At 64.9% G+C, this 16,987-nt stretch carries 16 protein-coding genes; 9 read left to right on the forward strand and 7 right to left on the reverse strand.

Going from position 1 to position 16,987, the window contains the following annotated elements; translation table 11 throughout:
- Positions 1–15 precede the first annotated feature (15 nt).
- From L867_RS0109080 to L867_RS0109110, 7 genes are all read left to right on the forward strand, one after another.
- The gene (locus L867_RS0109080) at positions 16–1,146 is read left to right on the forward strand and encodes an ABC transporter ATP-binding protein (protein WP_028736586.1); all 1,131 of its coding nucleotides are present in this window, start codon (positions 16–18) and stop codon (positions 1,144–1,146) included.
- Position 1,147: 1 nt separating this feature from the next.
- A complete protein-coding gene (locus L867_RS0109085) occupies positions 1,148–2,044 on the forward strand; it encodes an ABC transporter permease (RefSeq protein ID WP_028736587.1) in 897 nt (298 codons plus the stop codon).
- A 3-nt stretch (positions 2,045–2,047) separates the two neighbouring features.
- Complete coding sequence (locus tag L867_RS0109090) at positions 2,048–2,854, forward strand: ABC transporter permease (RefSeq protein WP_028736588.1); 807 nt, start codon at positions 2,048–2,050, stop codon at positions 2,852–2,854.
- Positions 2,855–2,864: 10 nt separating this feature from the next.
- Positions 2,865–3,566: a cysteine hydrolase family protein gene (locus L867_RS0109095; RefSeq protein ID WP_028736589.1), complete on the forward strand. Its 702-nt coding sequence runs from the start codon at positions 2,865–2,867 to the stop codon at positions 3,564–3,566.
- Positions 3,567–3,631: 65 nt separating this feature from the next.
- Positions 3,632–4,309 carry an adenosylcobinamide amidohydrolase gene (locus tag L867_RS0109100; protein WP_028736590.1) on the forward strand — a complete coding sequence of 226 codons (678 nt, stop codon included), beginning with the start codon at positions 3,632–3,634 and terminating at the stop codon, positions 4,307–4,309.
- On the forward strand, positions 4,306–5,067 hold the full coding sequence (locus tag L867_RS0109105; RefSeq protein ID WP_028736591.1) for a DeoR/GlpR family DNA-binding transcription regulator: 762 nt from the start codon (positions 4,306–4,308) through the stop codon (positions 5,065–5,067). The genes L867_RS0109100 and L867_RS0109105 overlap by 4 nt, the downstream gene beginning before the upstream one ends.
- Before the next feature lie 31 nt (positions 5,068–5,098).
- Positions 5,099–6,220, forward strand: a complete 1,122-nt coding sequence (locus L867_RS0109110) for a DmpA family aminopeptidase (protein WP_028736592.1) — start codon at positions 5,099–5,101, stop codon at positions 6,218–6,220.
- Between the two features lie 46 nt (positions 6,221–6,266).
- Here L867_RS0109110 and L867_RS0109115 read toward each other — a convergent pair whose 3' ends face one another.
- The 5 genes from L867_RS0109115 to L867_RS0109140 form a co-directional block, all read right to left on the reverse strand.
- On the reverse strand, positions 6,267–6,683 hold the full coding sequence (locus L867_RS0109115; RefSeq protein ID WP_028736593.1) for a hypothetical protein: 417 nt from the start codon (positions 6,681–6,683) through the stop codon (positions 6,267–6,269).
- A 200-nt stretch (positions 6,684–6,883) separates the two neighbouring features.
- Positions 6,884–8,380, reverse strand: coding sequence for a coiled-coil domain-containing protein (locus tag L867_RS0109120; RefSeq protein ID WP_232363910.1), 1,497 nt, complete (start codon positions 8,378–8,380; stop codon positions 6,884–6,886).
- Positions 8,381–8,672: 292 nt separating this feature from the next.
- Positions 8,673–10,034 (reverse strand): aspartate aminotransferase family protein, encoded by a 1,362-nt coding sequence (locus L867_RS0109130; RefSeq protein ID WP_051438893.1) that lies wholly within the window; start codon positions 10,032–10,034, stop codon positions 8,673–8,675.
- Positions 10,035–10,155: 121 nt separating this feature from the next.
- Complete coding sequence (locus tag L867_RS0109135) at positions 10,156–10,797, reverse strand: TetR family transcriptional regulator C-terminal domain-containing protein (RefSeq protein ID WP_028736596.1); 642 nt, start codon at positions 10,795–10,797, stop codon at positions 10,156–10,158.
- Between the two features lie 33 nt (positions 10,798–10,830).
- Positions 10,831–11,526: a fumarylacetoacetate hydrolase family protein gene (locus tag L867_RS0109140; RefSeq protein WP_028736597.1), complete on the reverse strand. Its 696-nt coding sequence runs from the start codon at positions 11,524–11,526 to the stop codon at positions 10,831–10,833.
- 255 nt (positions 11,527–11,781) lie between these two features.
- Here L867_RS0109140 and L867_RS0109145 point away from each other — a divergent pair, with 255 nt between their 5' ends.
- On the forward strand, positions 11,782–12,240 hold the full coding sequence (locus L867_RS0109145; RefSeq protein ID WP_028736598.1) for a MarR family winged helix-turn-helix transcriptional regulator: 459 nt from the start codon (positions 11,782–11,784) through the stop codon (positions 12,238–12,240).
- A gap of 24 nt (positions 12,241–12,264) precedes the next feature.
- Here the strand turns inward: L867_RS0109145 and L867_RS0109150 are convergent, their stop codons facing one another.
- Positions 12,265–13,245, reverse strand: coding sequence for a zinc-dependent alcohol dehydrogenase family protein (locus tag L867_RS0109150; RefSeq protein ID WP_028736599.1), 981 nt, complete (start codon positions 13,243–13,245; stop codon positions 12,265–12,267).
- 131 nt (positions 13,246–13,376) lie between these two features.
- On the opposite strand from L867_RS0109150, the gene mgtA reads away from it, so the two are divergent.
- The gene (gene mgtA, locus L867_RS24900) at positions 13,377–16,010 is read left to right on the forward strand and encodes a magnesium-translocating P-type ATPase (protein ID WP_084638509.1); all 2,634 of its coding nucleotides are present in this window, start codon (positions 13,377–13,379) and stop codon (positions 16,008–16,010) included.
- Between the two features lie 16 nt (positions 16,011–16,026).
- Here mgtA and L867_RS0109160 read toward each other — a convergent pair whose 3' ends face one another.
- Entirely contained in the window at positions 16,027–16,428 is a 402-nt protein-coding gene (locus L867_RS0109160) for a hypothetical protein (RefSeq protein WP_028736600.1), read from the reverse strand.
- Positions 16,429–16,987: the final 559 nt, after the last annotated feature.

Here is a 16,987-nt window from a genome sequence, read left to right on the forward strand (position 1 = left end):
GACGGAGCAAACGAAATGAGCCTTGCGATGATCTCGCCCACCCTGACCGACACGAAATCGGAGACCGAAGACGCAGTCCAGGCCACAACGGCACCGGTTCTGCAGCTGGTCGATGTCCGCAAGATCTTCGGCGACTTCGCCGCGGTCGACGGCATCAATGTCGACATCAAGGAGGGCGAGTTCGTCACCATTGTCGGACCCTCCGGGTCCGGCAAGACCACTCTGCTGCGCATGCTCGCCGGCATGGAATCGCCGTCGGAAGGCTACATTACGCTGCGCGGCGAACTGATCAACGACGTGCCGGCCGACAAGCGGCCGACATGTCTTGTTTTCCAGTCGCTGGCGCTCTTCCCGCACAAGACCGTCGGCGAGAACATCGAATTTCCGCTGAAGGTCCGCAAGATGCCGGCCGCCGAGCGCAAGGCCCGTGCGCTCGAGCTGATGCGCATGGTGCGCCTGCCGGAGCACTATTATTCCAAGAACGTGATGCGCTGCTCGGGCGGCGAAAAGCAGCGCGTGGCACTCGCCCGCGCCTTTGCCTACGACCCGGACGTGCTGTTCTTCGACGAGCCGCTGTCGGCGCTCGACTACAAGCTGAAGAAGGTGCTGGAGAAGGAACTGAAGGACCTGCACCGCGAGAGCGGAAAGACCTTCGTCTACATCACTCATTCGCTCGAGGAAGCCATGGTGATGTCCGACCGCGTCGGCGTCATGAGCCGCGGTCGCCTCGTCCAGATCGGCACGCCGGAGGAGATCTACACCCGACCCGCAACCCGCTTCGTCGCCGAGTTCTTCGGCGAGGTGAACAGTTTCGAGGTGAAGCGCGAGGGCCGCGGAACCTGGACCCTGACCGACGGCAAGCCGATCACGGTGGCCCCGGTCAACGAGGCGATCGGCGACACGGCCACCGTCATCGTGCGGCCGGAAACCATGCGCTTCGTCACCGGCCCCTCGAGCGCCGACAACCTGATCACCGGCAAGATCTACAACGAATATTCGCTCGGCTCGCGCATGCAGTACCAGGTGCATTCGGGCGAACGGATCTATCTGGTCGAGGCTGCCCGCACAGCGGTTGCCGGCATCTCCGCCGGCGACACCGTCACCATCGGCTGGGATGCCCGCGATGCGATCGTGGTGGGAGACTGACATGGCGTCTGTTACTCACGAGGACATGGCAAGCCGCACAAGTGCGCTGCCCGCAATCCCCGCCGGCCTGCGCGCCGCCGGCCCTGTCGTCATCCTGCTGGTGCTCGGCTTCCTCGCCCCGCTGCTGACGGTCGCGGCCTATGCCTTTGCCACGCCGAAGAGCTTCGACGTCTTCCGCTCCTTCACCTTCGCCAACTTCGCGGCGATCTTCGACACCTCCAACACCGTGTGGATGTCGTTTGCCTGGTCGCTCGCCTATGCGCTGGCAACCGTGGTGCTGCTAGCGGTGATCGCCTATCCGATCGCCTATGGCCTCAACCGCATGTTCGGCAAATGGTCGGGCTTCGTCGGCGTGCTTTTCGTCTTCCCGCTGTTCGTCTCGGAAAACGTCCGTCTCTATGGCTGGGTACTGTTCTTCATCAAGAACGGCGTGCTCGACGGCGGGCTGAAATGGCTCGGCTTTTCCGGCGGCCCGGAAGTGCTCTATACGCCGGGCGCCATCCTCTTCGGCATGCTCTATGTCTACCTGCCCTTCATGCTCTTCCTGATGTCGCTCGGCATCGCCATGATCCCCAGGGACCTGGTCGACGCGGCGCGTGACCTGGGTGCCGGCCGGCTGATGATCTGGCGGGAGATCGAACTGCCGCTCGCCATGCCCGGCATCCTGATCGGCATGCTGCTCACCTTCGTGCTCGGCGCCGGCGCCATTGCCGAATCCAAGATCCTCGGCGGCCAGTCGGTCATCACCATCGCCCAGGACATCGAGGTCGCCTTCACCTATGCGCAGAACTGGCCGCTGGGTTCGGCACTCGCCATCCTGCTCGTCATGATCGTCAGCGGGCTTGCCCTCTACGTCCTGTCGAAGCTCGATCTCGACCGCATTCTCGGAAAGAAGTGAGACATGGAAACCCGCTCGCAAATCCGCGCCCGCGCCTTCGTCAAGCTCTGGACCGCCTTCGTCGTCCTCGCCATCTACCTGCCGATCGTCTGCGGGGCGCTGGCCGGCCTGTCCAAGGGTCGCTATTTCGCCTTCCCGATCCGGGTCTTCTCGACCGAATGGTGGGGCAAGACCTTTGCCTCGCTGGAAATCCAGACGCTGGTGCAAAACTCGCTGCTGATCGCCTTCATCGTCACGCTGGTCTCGGTGGTTTTCGCCTTCTTCGGCGCGCTCGCCTTCGCCCGCTACGACTGGAAAGGCCGCAAGCTGTTCCAGAAGGCGATCCTTCTGCCGGTCTTCTTTCCGCAGCCGGTGCTGGGGCTCGCCCTCCTCTTGTGGTTCAATGCGCTCGGCATCAATCCGAGCTGGCAGACGGCGGTCGTCGCCCATCTCGTCTGGATCGTGCCGGTGGTCACCCTGGTCATCGCCATCCAGGTCTACTCCTTCGACCCGACGCTCGAAGAGGCTGCCCGCGACCTCGGCGCCGGCCGCTGGTTCATCCTGCGCGAGATCACCCTGCCGATCCTCTGGCCGGGCATCTGGTCGGGCGCGCTCTTCGCCTTCCTTCTGTCCTGGGGCAATTTCCCGCTGTCGCTCTATACCGCGGGCGTCGACTCGACGATCCCGAAATGGCTCTATTCCAAGATGGTCGCCGGCTATTCGCCGATGGTCCCGGCGCTCGGCACGATGAGCACGCTTTCGGCCGCCGCCCTGTTGCTTGCCGGTGGACTTGTCATCATGCTGGTGCGCCGCCGCCAGGCGGAAGCATGAGGACAAACGCATGAGCTGGAAGACCGAACGCCGTTCCTTCTACTATCAGGGCGCCCCGGAGCCCGAGGATCCGGTGCTCGAAAAAGGCAAGGTCGCGCTGCTCGTCATCGACATGCAGAACACCTATCTCGACCGCCCGGACCCGGCGACCCTGTCGGCCGGCGACCTTGCCCGCTATCACGCCTGGACACCGTTCCACGAGCGCATGCACGGCACCGTCATCCCCAACAACCAGCGCCTGCTGGAGCGTTTCCGGGCGCTCGGCCTCGACGTGCTCTTCGCCCGCATCGCCTGCCTGCGCACGGATGGCCGCGACCGATCGCTCAGCCAGAAGAAGCCCGGCTGGAACAACCTGCTGCTGCCGAAAGACGAAGAGGCCTCGCAGATCCTGCCGCAGATCGCCCCGCAAGGCGGCGAGATCGTCGTCACCAAGACGACCGACAGCGCGCTGACCGGCACCAATCTCAGGCTCGTGCTCGCCAATATGGGAATTACCCGTGTGGTGTGTTCCGGCATTTTCACCGACCAGTGCGTCTCCTCGACGGTGCGCAGTCTCGCCGACGAGAGCTTCGACGTCATCGTCGTCGACGATGCCTGCGCCGCCGGCTCGATGGACCTGCATGTGAGCGAGCTGGAGCGCATCCACATGATCTACGCCAATGTGATGAACACCGACGAGCTGATCGGCTATCTGCCGCCCGCGCAAGGATGAGACAGTCGGGGATGGCGCGCGCCCGAGACTTGTCCCACTTCGCCGTTCCTGACACAACTTGGCCGATGAAAGCGCCCGAAATCCTCTGTGTCGGCAAGACTCTTGCCGTCCGCTTCGCCACCGAACAGGCGGTGCTCAGCTGGTCCCTGACCCGGCCGGGCTTTATCCGCGCCGACACCATCGCCTGGCTGGAAGTCTCCGAAGCCGACCTGCCGATCGGTGGCGATCCGGCGGCCCTGCTTAGCGACCGGCTGGCGGCGGCAGGCTACGGCGATGCGGTGCAGTTGATGACCTCGCGCGACGTGACAAAACACCATCAGGCCGTCCGGCAAAGCGGCGATGCGTCGGCCTTCTGCCTGGCGACCGTCGGCCTTGCCAATGCCGGCCGCGTCGGCGCCGATACGCCCCATTCCGGTCAGGTGGGCACGATCAATCTCGTTGCCCATATCGATCAGCCGCTCGACGAGGCGGGCCTGATCGAGGCCCTGTCGATCGCCACCGAAGCACGCACCGCAGCGGTGATCGATCTCGGCTGGACCAGGGACGGCCTCGTCGTCACCGGCACCGGAACCGACTGCATCGCCGTCGCCTGCCCGATCGCCGATCGGCGCCAGACCTATGCCGGCCTTCACACCGATGTCGGCCGGGCGATCGGCGGCGCGGTCTACGACGCGGTGCTGGCAGGCGGACGGGAATGGGTGGACGAAAAGACGGACGGACGGCAGGGGAGCAAACGGCGATGAAGAAACCGAAGAGCGTGCGCCAGGAGCGCATCCTGACCGAACTCAACCAGGCGCCGAGCCTGCGCGTGGCGGAACTCGCCCGGAGGCTCGATGTCTCCACCGAAACCATCCGCCGCGACCTCGACGAGATGACTGAACAGGGCCTGCTCAATCGCACCTATGGCGGGGCCGTGCGCTCGCTGTCCACCGAACCCTCGGTCACCGAGCGCCACACCCTCTTCGTCGCCGAGCGCGAGCGGATCGCGAGGGCAGCGGTGCAGATCCTCAAGGGCGCGCAGGTGCTGATGATAGGCTCGGGCTCGACGACGGTGCACACGGCGCGGCGCATCGCGGTGGAGATGAAGAACATCACCGTGCTCACCCATTCCTTCGGCGTGGCGACCGTGCTCGCGATCAACCCGACGATCAAGGTCGTCATGCTGCCCGGCGATTATCACGCCACCGAAGGCGCCACCGTCGGCGCCCATGCAGTGTCGTTCCTCAATTCCTTCTACGCCGACTTTGCCATCCTCGGCGCAAGCGGGCTCGGTCCCGACGGCCCGTCCGATGCGCTTCTCGAATGCGGCGCGGTCTATACCGCCATGGTCTCGCGTGCCGCACGCACCGTCGTCGTCGCCGACCATTCCAAGCACGACCGGCTCTTTCCGGCACGCTATGCGCCCTGGCGCGACATCACCCATGTCGTCACCGATCAGGCGCCGGGCGACGAACTGAAGGAAAGCCTGGACAGCAACGGCGTGAAGCTCACGGTGTGCTGAGAGAAGACGGGTTGCCAGAGGGAGCGATGCCATGACCGACGACACGACCGCACCCGGCAGAAAGCGCGCCCGCGATTTCGGCATATCCTTCGACGGCACGCCGGGTCCGCTCAACGCCATCACCGACGTCGCCGGTCTCCATGTCGGCTTCTCGACAATCCGCGAGGAGACGCCCCGCCCCGGCCGCAAGCTGCCGGTCCGCACCGGCGTCACCGCCATCCTGCCGCACGCGGCGGCCGATGAACCGGTTCCCGTCTTTGCCGGCATCCATCGCTTCAACGGCAATGGCGAAATGACCGGCTCGCACTGGATCGAGGACGGCGGCTATTTCGTCGGCCCGGTGCTCATCACCAATACCCACAGCGTCGGCATCGCCCATCACGGCGCGGTGCGCTGGATGATCGACCGATATGCCGCGACCTACGAAGGCGACGAGCATCTGTGGATCATGCCGGTGGTGGCCGAAACCTATGACGGCCTGCTCAACGACATCAACGGCCAGCATGTGACCGTCGACCATGTCTTTGCGGCGCTGAACGGCGCTGCATCCGGTCCGGTCGCGGAGGGCAATGTCGGCGGCGGCACGGGCATGATCGCCTATGGCTTCAAGGGCGGCACCGGCACCGCCTCGCGCCGGATCGCCATCGATGGCGAGCCTTTCACCGTCGCGGCCCTGGTGCAGGCCAATCACGGGCAGCGCGACTGGCTGACGATCGGCGGCGCGCCGGTCGGCAAGCTCATGCAGCAGGATGACCCCGGCCTTTCCGAGCGCGGCTCGATCATCGTCGTGATCGCCACCGACCTGCCGCTCGCGCCCCACCAGTTGCAGAAACTCGCCCGGCGCGGCGCGATCGGTATCGGCCGCAACGGAACGATCGGCGGCAACAATTCCGGCGACATCTTCCTCGCCTTCTCGACCGCCAACCCCCATCCGATGCGCCACAAGGCCGGCCCGATGCTCACGTTGAAAATGGTCAATGACGAGATCCTCGATCCGGTCTACGAGGCCGTGGTGCAAAGCGTCGAGGAGGCCGTGGTCAATGCGATGATCGCGGCGGAGACGACCGGCGGCACGCCGCATGACCGCTACCGCATCGAGGCGATCGACGGCGACAGGGTCGCCAGGCTTCTAGCCCAGAGGAAGGCCGGCTGAGGAGAAATCCCACCCCTTCATGGTCACTGATCAGGGCGCGCCCAGATCAGTCCCCTTCCACCTTCTCGACCTCGTCGCCCACATAGACGATGACATAACCGCCTTCCGGCTCGGCTTCCGCCGCCCGACGCTTCAGCTGGCCGAAATAGGGTTCCCGCCGCCAGATTTCCGGGTGGCGCGGATCGACCAGCACGGTCAGTTGCGGCCCCTGGGCATAGACCATCATGTGGCAGACCGTCGGGTCCCATTCCGCGCCCCAGTTCTCGTCCGACATCCAGGCGCAGAGGAAATCGCGGCAGGTCCCTGGCCGCGCGGCATAGGCCGTGCAGCCCTGATCGCGAACGCAATGGCGACAGAGCGTATTGGCCGGCTTGTCCAGCTCGTCGATATCCGGCAGGTCGCAGCACAGCGTGCACGACCGGCAGGAACGGTCTGAAAACGATGGGTCGGAAATATCAGGCATCGGCGCGTTTCTTCATGGCGCCGCGCTTCTAGCACGTGACGGGCTACAAGGCACCTCGGTGCGAACCCAGTGGTCTTCGCGACGCAGTCGATGCCACCTCCAAAATCAGAAGCCGCCGGCTCGTCATGAACCGGCGGCCGCAATGGCGCCCTCTCGGGCCGCTGATCGACCGCGCCAGGGCGCGGCGAAGCTTGGTTGGCTCAGACCTCGGCCGGCGGCGGGGAGCCGCGCAGCGATTTCTCCGAAATCTCGATGATCGGCTTGGTCACCGGCGCCTCGATCGGCAGGCTCCAGCTGTCGAGCGGCCCGAGCGATGCGGCCGGCATGGCCACGGCGGGTGCTGCCTGACGGTCGGTGCGGGCGACGTCCAGCTGGCCGGTGAGGATGGCGATTTCCGAGCGCAGCTGGCGGATCTCGGCCTTGGCCACCTCCGCGCTCGAACGGTACTGGCGGATCTCTTCGAGATCAGCACGGTTGCGCTGGTCAAAGTCACGCTTCATTGTCTCGGCGTCGCGATCCCGCTTGCCGCGCATGTTTTCCGCATCGCGTAGCCGCATCGTCAGTTCGCTGACCTGCAGCGACAGGTCGCGCCGGACGGCCTCGTTTTCGGAATGGCTGGCGCGGGCCTCGCCGAGTTCCTGGGCCAGACGGTCGGCACGCAGCGTCGTTGTCGCGAGTTCCGCCTTGGTCTGCTTCAGCTCCGAGCGAGTCGCCTGCAATTCGTCCTCGACCAGCTTGACCCGGCCGCGCGCCGTCACCAGCAGCTTTTCGACCAGCTCCGCCTTGGAGCTGATCGCCTCGTGGCGGGTGGAAAGCTGCGACATCTCCACCGACATCGCGCTCTGCTTCGTATCCAGATCCGATTGCAGGCGTTTCAGCTTTTCCTCGGTGAAGGAAAGCTCCTGCTTGAGGGTGGTGACTTCGCCGACGAGGTTGCGCGAGAGGTTTTCGTGATGCGCAAGGCCGTTCTTCAGCTGGCCTTTTTCTTCGGTCAGGCGGGCGATCTCGCGGGCCTGCGCATCGGCCTCGCGGCGCGTGGTTTCGCTCAGCACCTGATGCTGCGTGCGTTCCGTCTCGTATTTCTCGCGCATCACGGCGAAATCGCGGTTGCGCTGCTCGAGGTCGTGATGGGCACGCTTCAACAGCGCCGCCGTCTCGTCATACTGGCTGATCCGCTCGTCAAGCTCGCGCGACACATCGCGCAGCCGCACCTCGACGACAGCGAGGTCCTGGGCATTGGCCTCGTAGAGCGCTTCCAGCCGGGCGAGCTTTTCGCGGCTGTCCTCGGCATCGGCCCGCAGCTGCGTGTTCTCGGCCTTGAGTTCCTTGCACTCCGCCGCCAGCCGTACACTGTCGGCGTCGAGCTTCTTGCGGGCATTGCTCTCGTAGTCGAGCAGCGAGGCGATCCGTGCCCGCTCGGTGCGCAGCGCGCCGAGTTCGGCAAGGGCATCGCCATGCGCGGTCAGAAGCGAGGAGACGCGCTCCTGCAGGAAACCGAAACCGGACAGAAGCTGTTCCGACGACAGATGGCTTTCCTCGACCACCGAACCGAAGGCCTGGCATTCACCGAACTCGCCTCTGGGCTGTGGTACGGCTGTCGCCGCCGAAGCGGATGCGGTACCATTTCCAGGGCCTGAAGCCTGGCGCGTGCCGGTCTCCGACCTGCCCTGATCTTCGGTACGGCGAAAAAAGCTCATGACCATTCTGTTCCCCAATCCGACCCCGACGGCTTCATCAAAAATGTCTAAAATATTGTTTTAGAAATCACTTTCAGTCGCCTATTGCCGATGCAAGCAGCCCACGACGAGAAGATCAGGCATGATTTGATTTGCGTCAAAGCAAAGTTTGGCCGCTTCGGCCTGTCCGGCCGCGATTCCAACAACTTTCTTTTTCGTGTGACGATTTGACGACGCGGCGCGGCAGTCGATCTGTGCCAGAATGCTACTTTCGATGGCATGCGGGGCGGTCCGGCCGCCCCGCTTCGGGAGCTCAGCGAAGCGCGACAGTGCGGCGCGCCTCGGCAACCGACTCGCGAATCACCCGAGACAGCGTCGTGACGATCTCGCCCAGTTCCTCCTCGCTGGCATTGTAGGGCGGCGCGAGAATGACGGTGTCGCCGGCGGTCCCGCCGACATTGCCGGTGCAGGGATAGCAGATCAGGCCGGCATCGAAGGCCCGCCGTCCGATCGCTGCATGCAGGCTGGCATAGGCCGGGAAAGGCTCCTTGGTCTGCGGATCGCTCACCAGTTCCAGCCCGATGAAGAAGCCGCGGCCGCGCACGTCGCCCAGTTCGCCGACATCGGCCAGGGCCGAGCGCAGTTCCTGCTGAAGGACCGCGCCGCGATCGAGGATCCGTTCGAGCAGGCGGTCGCGCGTGACGATCTTCTGCACGGCGACGCCGGCGGCACAGGCCGCGGTGTGGCCGGTGAAGGTATGGCCGGTCATCGCCCCGCCATGCGCGGCCATCAGGGTCTCGTGCACCTTGTCGCTGTAGAGTGCAGCACCCAGCGGCTGGTAGCCGGCGGCAAGCCCCTTGGCCACGCTCATGATGTCCGGAAAAATGCCGTCATGTTCCAGCGCCCGCCAGGTTCCCGTGCGGCCCGATCCGCACATCACCTCGTCGCCGATCAGCAGCACGCCGTGTTTGTCGCAGACCGCGCGGATTGCCTTGGCATAGCCCTCGGGCGCGGGAACCACGCCGCCGGCGGCACCGACCACCGGTTCGAAGATGAAGGCGGCGACCTTGTCCGGTCCGATCTCCAGGATCTTGTCTTCCAGCTCCTTTGCCAGATGGGCCACAAGCCCCTCGGCGGTGACGCCCTCCGGCGGCCGGTAGGCATTGGCGGCTGAAACGAAGGCGACGTCGAGCAGGCTGCCCTCGAAGGCATCGCGACGGGTCTTGAAGTGCGAGACCGACAGCGCACCGAGCGTGTTGCCGTGCCAGGAGCGCTCGCGCGCGATGAACCGGCGGCGGCTCTTCTCGCCCCGGGCCGTATGATACTGTAGCGCGATCTTCAGGCAGGATTCGACCGCTTCCGAACCGCTCGACACATAGATGATGTTGGGGAAGTGCCCGCCGGTATTCTGCGTGATGATCTCGGTCAGCTCTTCCACTGCATCCGAGGTGAAGAGATAGCGATAGGCGTGCGCAATGCGGTCGAGCTGCTGCTTGACTGCCTCCGTCACTTCCGGATGCGCGTGGCCGAGGCAATAGACCGCCGGACCACCGGAACCGTCGAGATAGCGCTTGCCGGTGACGTCGTAGAGATAGCTGCCACGGCCATAGTCGATCTTGGGCAGGGACTGCACACCATAGCTGCTGCCGGTGCTGGTGATTTTCGGACTGGACATCGTGGCTCTCTCAGGGTTGCGCGGACGGCGTGGAGTGACTGTGCGCCGACACACGCGCCGGCCTTTGACGACGCGATGATACCGCCGCCGTCGTCAGAGGCAAGAGAAATTAAACGAGCGTTCAGTTTTGTCTCGAACTAAGCGCACCGGCCTCGCTGGCGAGCATGGAATCGGTCCATTGCTCGCACAGCCCGATCGCCTCCTCCGACGAGAAGGTATGCGGGTTGAGGCACCATTCGAGCCACAGCCCGTCATGGATGGCGACGAGCCCGATCGCCGCGAGCCTGAGATCCGGCATCGGCCGGCTGGACGCTTGCCACACGGCCGCCAGAAGCGTTTCCAGCAGACGCCGATATTCCGCATAGGTGCGGTCGTGGACCTCCGTCATGATCGTCGAATGATCGATCATGCCCCAGAACACCACCCAGGTTCTGAGCGTACTGCGCTCCAGCACCGGCGCCGACAGCGAGGCGCGGAAATAGGCGCTGAGCCGCGCCCGGGGATCGGTCCCCGCCGCTTCGACCTTGTCGCGGATGTTGGCGAGCAGGCCGAGCGACAGGGTCTCGTAGGCATGGCCGACGAGTTCGTCCTTGCTGGCATAGTGATGGTTGATGAGGCCGACGGAAATGCCGGCCTCCTGGCTGATCTTGCGGATCGACAGCCCGACATGGCCCTCGCGGGCGAGGCAGGCAAGCGTCGCCTCGATCAGCGCCCGGCGACGCTCTTCCGGCAGCTTCCGTTCGAATTTGCCAAGTTCACCCATTCAAGGCTCCTCGCCGCCGCACGCCGCTATGCACTATTCCGCGGCACCGATGGTGATCGTCACCGGCCGCAGACCGTCGATCGCGCCTGTGATCCGGTCGCCCGGGGAAAGCGGACCGACACCGGCCGGCGTTCCGGTAAAGATGAGATCGCCGGGAACGAGATGATAGAAGCGCGACAGGTGGCTGATCAACTCCGGAACCGACCAGACGAGATCGCTCAGATGCGCGTCCTGGCGGATCTCCTCGCCGACCTTCAGCCAGATGCGCTGGGGGCCGATCTCGGCGAAGTCGGCGGCCTTGGTGATCTCCGCGATCGGCGCCGACTTCTCGAAGGCCTTGCCGAGCGACCAGGGCCGCTGCTTGGCCCGCTCGGCGAGCTGCAGGTCGCGCCGCGTCATGTCGAGGCCGGCGGCATAGCCGTAGATGGCCTTGGCGGCGTCCTCGACGCTCACCCGGAAGGCCGGGGCGCCGATCGCCACCACCAGTTCCATCTCGTAGTGGAAATTGGAGGTTCCGGGCGGATAGGGAATTTCGCTGCCGGTGGGCACGATCGCCGATGCCTGCTTGGTGAAGTAGAACGGCGTCTCGCGATCGACTTCATAGCCCATTTCCGCGGCATGTTCGGCATAGTTGCGCCCGACGCCGAAAATGCGGTGAACCGGATAGCCGGCCGTCTCGCCCCGCACGGGAACGAGCGGCGTGGAGGGGATTTCGAAAAGTCTCTGCATCGGATTCCTCACGCTCGCTGCTTGCACCGGCCGCGCTTTTTCGTGGATCGGCCCGCGTCCAACATAAATCAGGAACACCCGAGCCTTGCCAGTCCCGGTGCCGAAAAAGGCCGTGCCCAATCCACAGTCCGGTCCGCTCCGGCTCGTTCCCCTGCGTTCGCAGCCCAGCAAGACTTCGCGAAAACGCCGCTCTTTTTTGTTGGCGCGATAAGCGCTAGAGAAAAGCATAAAATTTGCGGGGGGAACGCAATCGTGATGCTCGAAATCTATGAGATGCCCGGCCATCTGGTCCGGCGACTGAACCAGGCCGCCGTGTCCGTGTTCATGGACGAAACCGGCAAGAAGGGCTTCGACCTGACGCCTGTTCAATATGCGGCGCTGAGTGCCATCGAGGCTAAGCCGGGCCTCGACCAGGCGACGCTGGCGAGCCGCATCGCCTATGACCGTGTTACGATCGGCGGAGTGGTCGACCGTCTGGTGCAGAAGGAGCTGGTGCGCCGCGAGACCAATCCGAGCGACCGAAGGGCACGCAATCTTTTCGTCACGGAGAAGGGCACGCAGGCTCTCGCCGAGATAAGGCCGATCGTCAAGGACGTGCAGTCGATCCTGCTCGAAGGGCTGGATGCCGACGAACGCCGGCAGTTCATCAGCCTTCTGCAGAAGGCATGCGAAGCGGTCAACGACCGAAGCCGCGCGCCGCTCCGGGTCACCTGACGGAGTTCGTCCGCAGCAAGGCGGTCACGGCACCAGAACGGCCGCGCCCTGAAACCGGCCGGCCCTGAGATCCGCGAGCGCCTCGTTGGCGCGTTCCAGCGGATAGACGGTCGTCGTTGTGGTCACCCCGGCCCGCGGCGCGAGCTCGAGGAATTCGACGGCGTCGGCACGGGTGAGATTGGCGACCGAGAGCACCTGCCGCTCGCCCCACAGGATCGAATAGGGAAACTGCGGGATGTCGCTCATGTGGATGCCGCCGCAGACGACACGGCCGCCCTTGGCAACGGCGCGAAGGGCGGCGGGCACGAGCTCGCCCACCGGCGCGAAGATGATCGCCGCATCCAGCAGAACTGGCGGGCTCTCTTCCGAGCCACCTGTCCAGACGGCGCCGAGCGAACGGGCCAGCGTCTGCGCCGCCTCATCCCCAGCCCGCGTGAAGGCATAGACCTCACGGCCCTGATAGACGCAGACCTGCGCGATGATGTGGGCCGCCGCGCCGAAACCGTAGATGCCGATCCGCCTGCCCTCGCCCGCCATCTTCAGCGAGCGCCAGCCGATCAGCCCGGCGCACATCAGGGGTGCGGTCGCGACCGGATCGGAGAAGCCGTCGAGCGGAAAGGCAAAGGCGGCATCCGCCACCACATGGCTGGCAAAACCGCCGTCGCGGGTATAGCCGGTGAAGCCGGGATTGTCGCAGAGGTTCTCCCGCCCGCTCTCGCAATAGCCGCAGCAGCCGCAGGTATGGCCGAGCCACGGAATGCCGACGCGCCGGCCGGGTGCAAGATCGACGCCAGCGCCGCAACTCTCGACGATGCCGACGATCTCGTGCCCCGGTACGAGCGGTAGCTTGGGCTCCGTCAGGTCGCCGTCGACGACATGCAGGTCGGTCCGGCAGACGGCGCAAGCCTCAACCCTGACGACGATTTCGCCCGGACCGGCCACCGGATCGGGCCGCTCTTCCAGCCTCAAGGGCTGGCGCGGCGCATGCAGCACCATGGCTCTCATCTCTTTGGCCTCCGGGCTCGCCCATGCATGGCAGTTCGCAGTCCGATCGTTTATGCTGGATCAGCCTTCATGACGCCGTGATCGGAATCAAGTTCTTTTCGCCGACCGCCAAGCCGAAACCGGATGCCCCCATGCCCTCCTCCCCTGTTCCCTTCTCCTTCGAAGCACCGGAAAAACGAGCCTATTGGAGCCGGCCCCAGACCGAGCTCCTTGGCCTGCTGGAAACCTCTCCTGAGGGCCTGACCGGCGACGAGGCCGAGGCGCGGTTGAAGAGCGTAGGCGCCAACGTGTTTCGCGAGGAAGGCCGCTGGTCGGGCTTCAGGATCTTCCTGTCGCAATTCGAAAGCCCGCTTGTGCTGATCCTCGTAGCGGCCGCCGCCATCTCGATCGCCGTCGGCGAGTGGAAGGAGGCGACGATCATTACAATCGTCATCCTCGCCAGTTCGCTCCTGAGCTTCTACCAGGAATATTCCGCCTCGCTGGCGGTGCAGAAGCTAAAGGAACGCATCGCCTTCAAGGTCAAGGTCTGGCGCGACGGCGAGATGCGCCCGCTGGCGGCCAGCGCGCTGGTGCCTGGCGACGTGATCGAGGTGGCCGCCGGCGACCTCATTCCCGCCGACTCGGTGGTGATCGAGGCGACCGATCTGCATGTCAGCCAATCGGCCCTGACCGGCGAGACCTATCCGGTGGAAAAGCGCGCCGGCGAGATCCCGGCCGAGACCACGCTGGCCAACCGCACCAATGTGCTCTTCACCGGCGCTTCCGTCCGCAGCGGCATCGGCCGGGCGGTCGTGGTCGAGACCGGCTCTGCGACCGAATACGGCACGATCGCCGGCCACCTCAGGCTGGAGCCGCCGGAGACCGATTTCGCCCGCGGCATCCGTCGCTTCGGCTACCTGATGACCCGTATCACGCTGATCATGGTGGTCGTCATCTTTGCCGGAAACCTCATTCTCGACCGGCCGCTGATCGATTCCCTGCTGTTTGCCCTGGCGATCGCCGTCGGCCTGACCCCGGAACTGCTGCCGGCCATCGTCAGCGTCACCCTGTCGAACGGCGCCCGGCGCATGGCCGACGGCGGCGTGATCGTGCGGCGCCTCGCCTCGATCGAAAACCTCGGCAGCATGAACCTTCTGTGCACCGACAAGACCGGCACGTTGACGGAAGGCGTCGTCAGGCTCGAGCGCGCCGAAGGACCGCTTGGCACGCCGCGCGCCGACCTGATGCAACTTGCCGCGCTCAACGCCCGCCTGCAGAACGGCATGGCCAATCCGCTCGACGATGCGATCGCGGCCGCGGCGACCGCCCAGGGCATCGATACGGCGGCCACCCGCAAGGTCGCCGAAATCCCTTACGACTTCCTGCGCAAGCGGCTGTCGGTGATCGTCGGGGATGCCGATGCCACCGGCCATCTGCTGATCGCCAAGGGCGCGCTCAGCAACGTCCTCGAAACCTGCAGCGCAGTCCAGGACGGCGACGCGGTTCGGCCGCTCGACGCAGAAAGCCGGGCGGCGATCGAGAGCCGTTTCGCCGCCTGGGGCGATGAAGGCTACCGCGTGCTCGGTCTCGCCGTCCGTCGCTTCGCAACGCCTGCCGAATGCTATGACCGCGACAGCGAGCAGGACCTCACCTTCGCCGGCTTCCTGCTGTTCAGCGATCCGCCGAAGCCCGGCATCGTCGAAACGCTCTCGGCCCTTGCAACACGCGGCGTCGGCGTCAAGGTGATCACCGGCGACAACCGTTTCGTCGCCGCCCATCTGGCCCGATCCGTCGGATTGAAGGCCGATCACATCCTGACCGGCGAAGAACTGGCGCGCACATCCGACGAGGCGCTGGCAGCACTCGCCGGCCGAACCGACCTGTTCGTCGAGATCGACCCCAACCAGAAGCAGCGCATCATCGCGGCGCTGCGCAAGCGCGGCAATGTCGTCGGCTATCTCGGCGACGGCATCAACGACGCGCCGGCGCTCCATGAGGCGGATATCGGCATCTCGGTCGAGGGGGCGGCCGACGTCGCGCAGCAGGCGGCGGACATGGTGCTCATCGACAAGAACCTCGACGTGCTGCTGGATGGCATCGACAACGGGCGGCGCACCTTCGCCAATACGCTGAAATACATCTCGACCACGACCAGCGCCAATTTCGGCAACATGATCAGCATGTCGGTCGCCTCCTTCATCCTGCCGTTCCAGCCGCTGCTCGCCAAGCAGATCCTGCTCAACAACTTCCTCTCCGACATTCCCTCGCTGGCGATTGCCAGCGACAATGTCGACGAGGATGCGGTGATCCGCCCGCAGAGCTGGAACATCGCCTATGTCCAGCGCTTCATGGTCGTCTTCGGCCTGATCAGCACCGTCTTCGACATGCTGACCTTCGGCTTTCTCATTTTGGTCGCCAGGGAGACGGCCGCCATCTTCCAGACCGCCTGGTTCGTCGAGTCGCTGATCACCGAACTTGCCATCGTGCTGGTGATCCGCACCTCGAAGCCCTTCTGGAAGAGCCGGCCCGGCCGCTGGCTCGTGCTGTCGACCGTCGCGGTGATCGTTCTGGCGCTGGCAGTACCCTACCTGCCGGGTGCAGACTGGTTTGGCTTCGTCCCGCTGCCGCCGCACGTTCTCGCCGGCCTGGGCGTGATCACGCTCCTCTATCTGCTGGTGTCGGAGATCGCCAAATACTGGTTCTTCGCGCACGAACACGACCGCTTCCTGCCAAAGCGGCGGTCCCGTACCGAGCGCCCGGTAAGGACCGTGCGCCATCGGCAATGACGGCGTGGTGGAAGGCTCAGCAGAGTTGTGACAGCCGGCAACCGGCATCGGCCCAGAGACCGGCCCGCCGCCGCATCGCGTCCTGCTCGACGGCGATCAGGCCCGCGTCGCGCGTTGCGCGCACATAGCCCGAGGCGACCAGCGTCTCGGCAACGCGGTACTGTCCGATCCGGCAGTCGATCATCACTGTCTGCAAGGCGATCGGCCACGCCCGGCATTCGAGATAACGACGGTTGATCAGGCTTTTCAGAAAGGCCCTGGACTGGCTGCCGCAGGCGCGGATGCTGCCGTCGTCGGCGTGACAGATGCGCTTCGGGTCGGGTCCCACGACATCGGCGATGATGAAGATCATGCCGTCCTGCTGGAAGGAGCCGCCATCGAAGGCCTGGGCCTGTGGTTTGACCCGGATCTTGGTCACGAAGGCGTCGAACAGCCCCGGAACGCGTTCGTACTGCTGCGCCGCCTTGTCGACCCGGACCGGGTGGTCCGTCCAGATCGGCTCCTGCGAAGCGGCATAGGGCAGTTCATTCGCCCCGGCGTCATTCGCGGCGGAAAGCGCGAGCAGAACAACAAGGGTGTTTATCCGGCGAATGGCAATCCTCCAGGCCGGCCCATGCGCCGCGCTGAAATATCGCCGGACCTGCCGGAAGTAGAACAGGGACCGAAGAGATCTGGGTCAAGGAGTGATGAAATGCAATTTATCATTAATGCCGTCACTCCAAGCTCGTAATCCCAATAGTCGGTCAAAAACACCACGATTCCGCGCAAATGACCATGACCATCCGCCCGATAGAGCAAAAATATCCGCTGCAACGCCGACGAAATTCTGCCGCGCCGGAGGCAGCGAGGATCGGTGCGGGCTTGGAGTTCGCAACAAAAAATGCAACAACCCAGCCATCCGGGCGTTAGCACCATCGGCAAAGCCACGCGCAAGCGGGGAAAGGCCGACATCATGCCGTTCGCCCCGCCGCCCATCG

Source organism: Paenirhizobium selenitireducens ATCC BAA-1503 (genome assembly GCF_000518785.1).
GTDB classification, from domain to species: Bacteria; Pseudomonadota; Alphaproteobacteria; order Rhizobiales; family Rhizobiaceae; genus Allorhizobium; species Allorhizobium selenitireducens.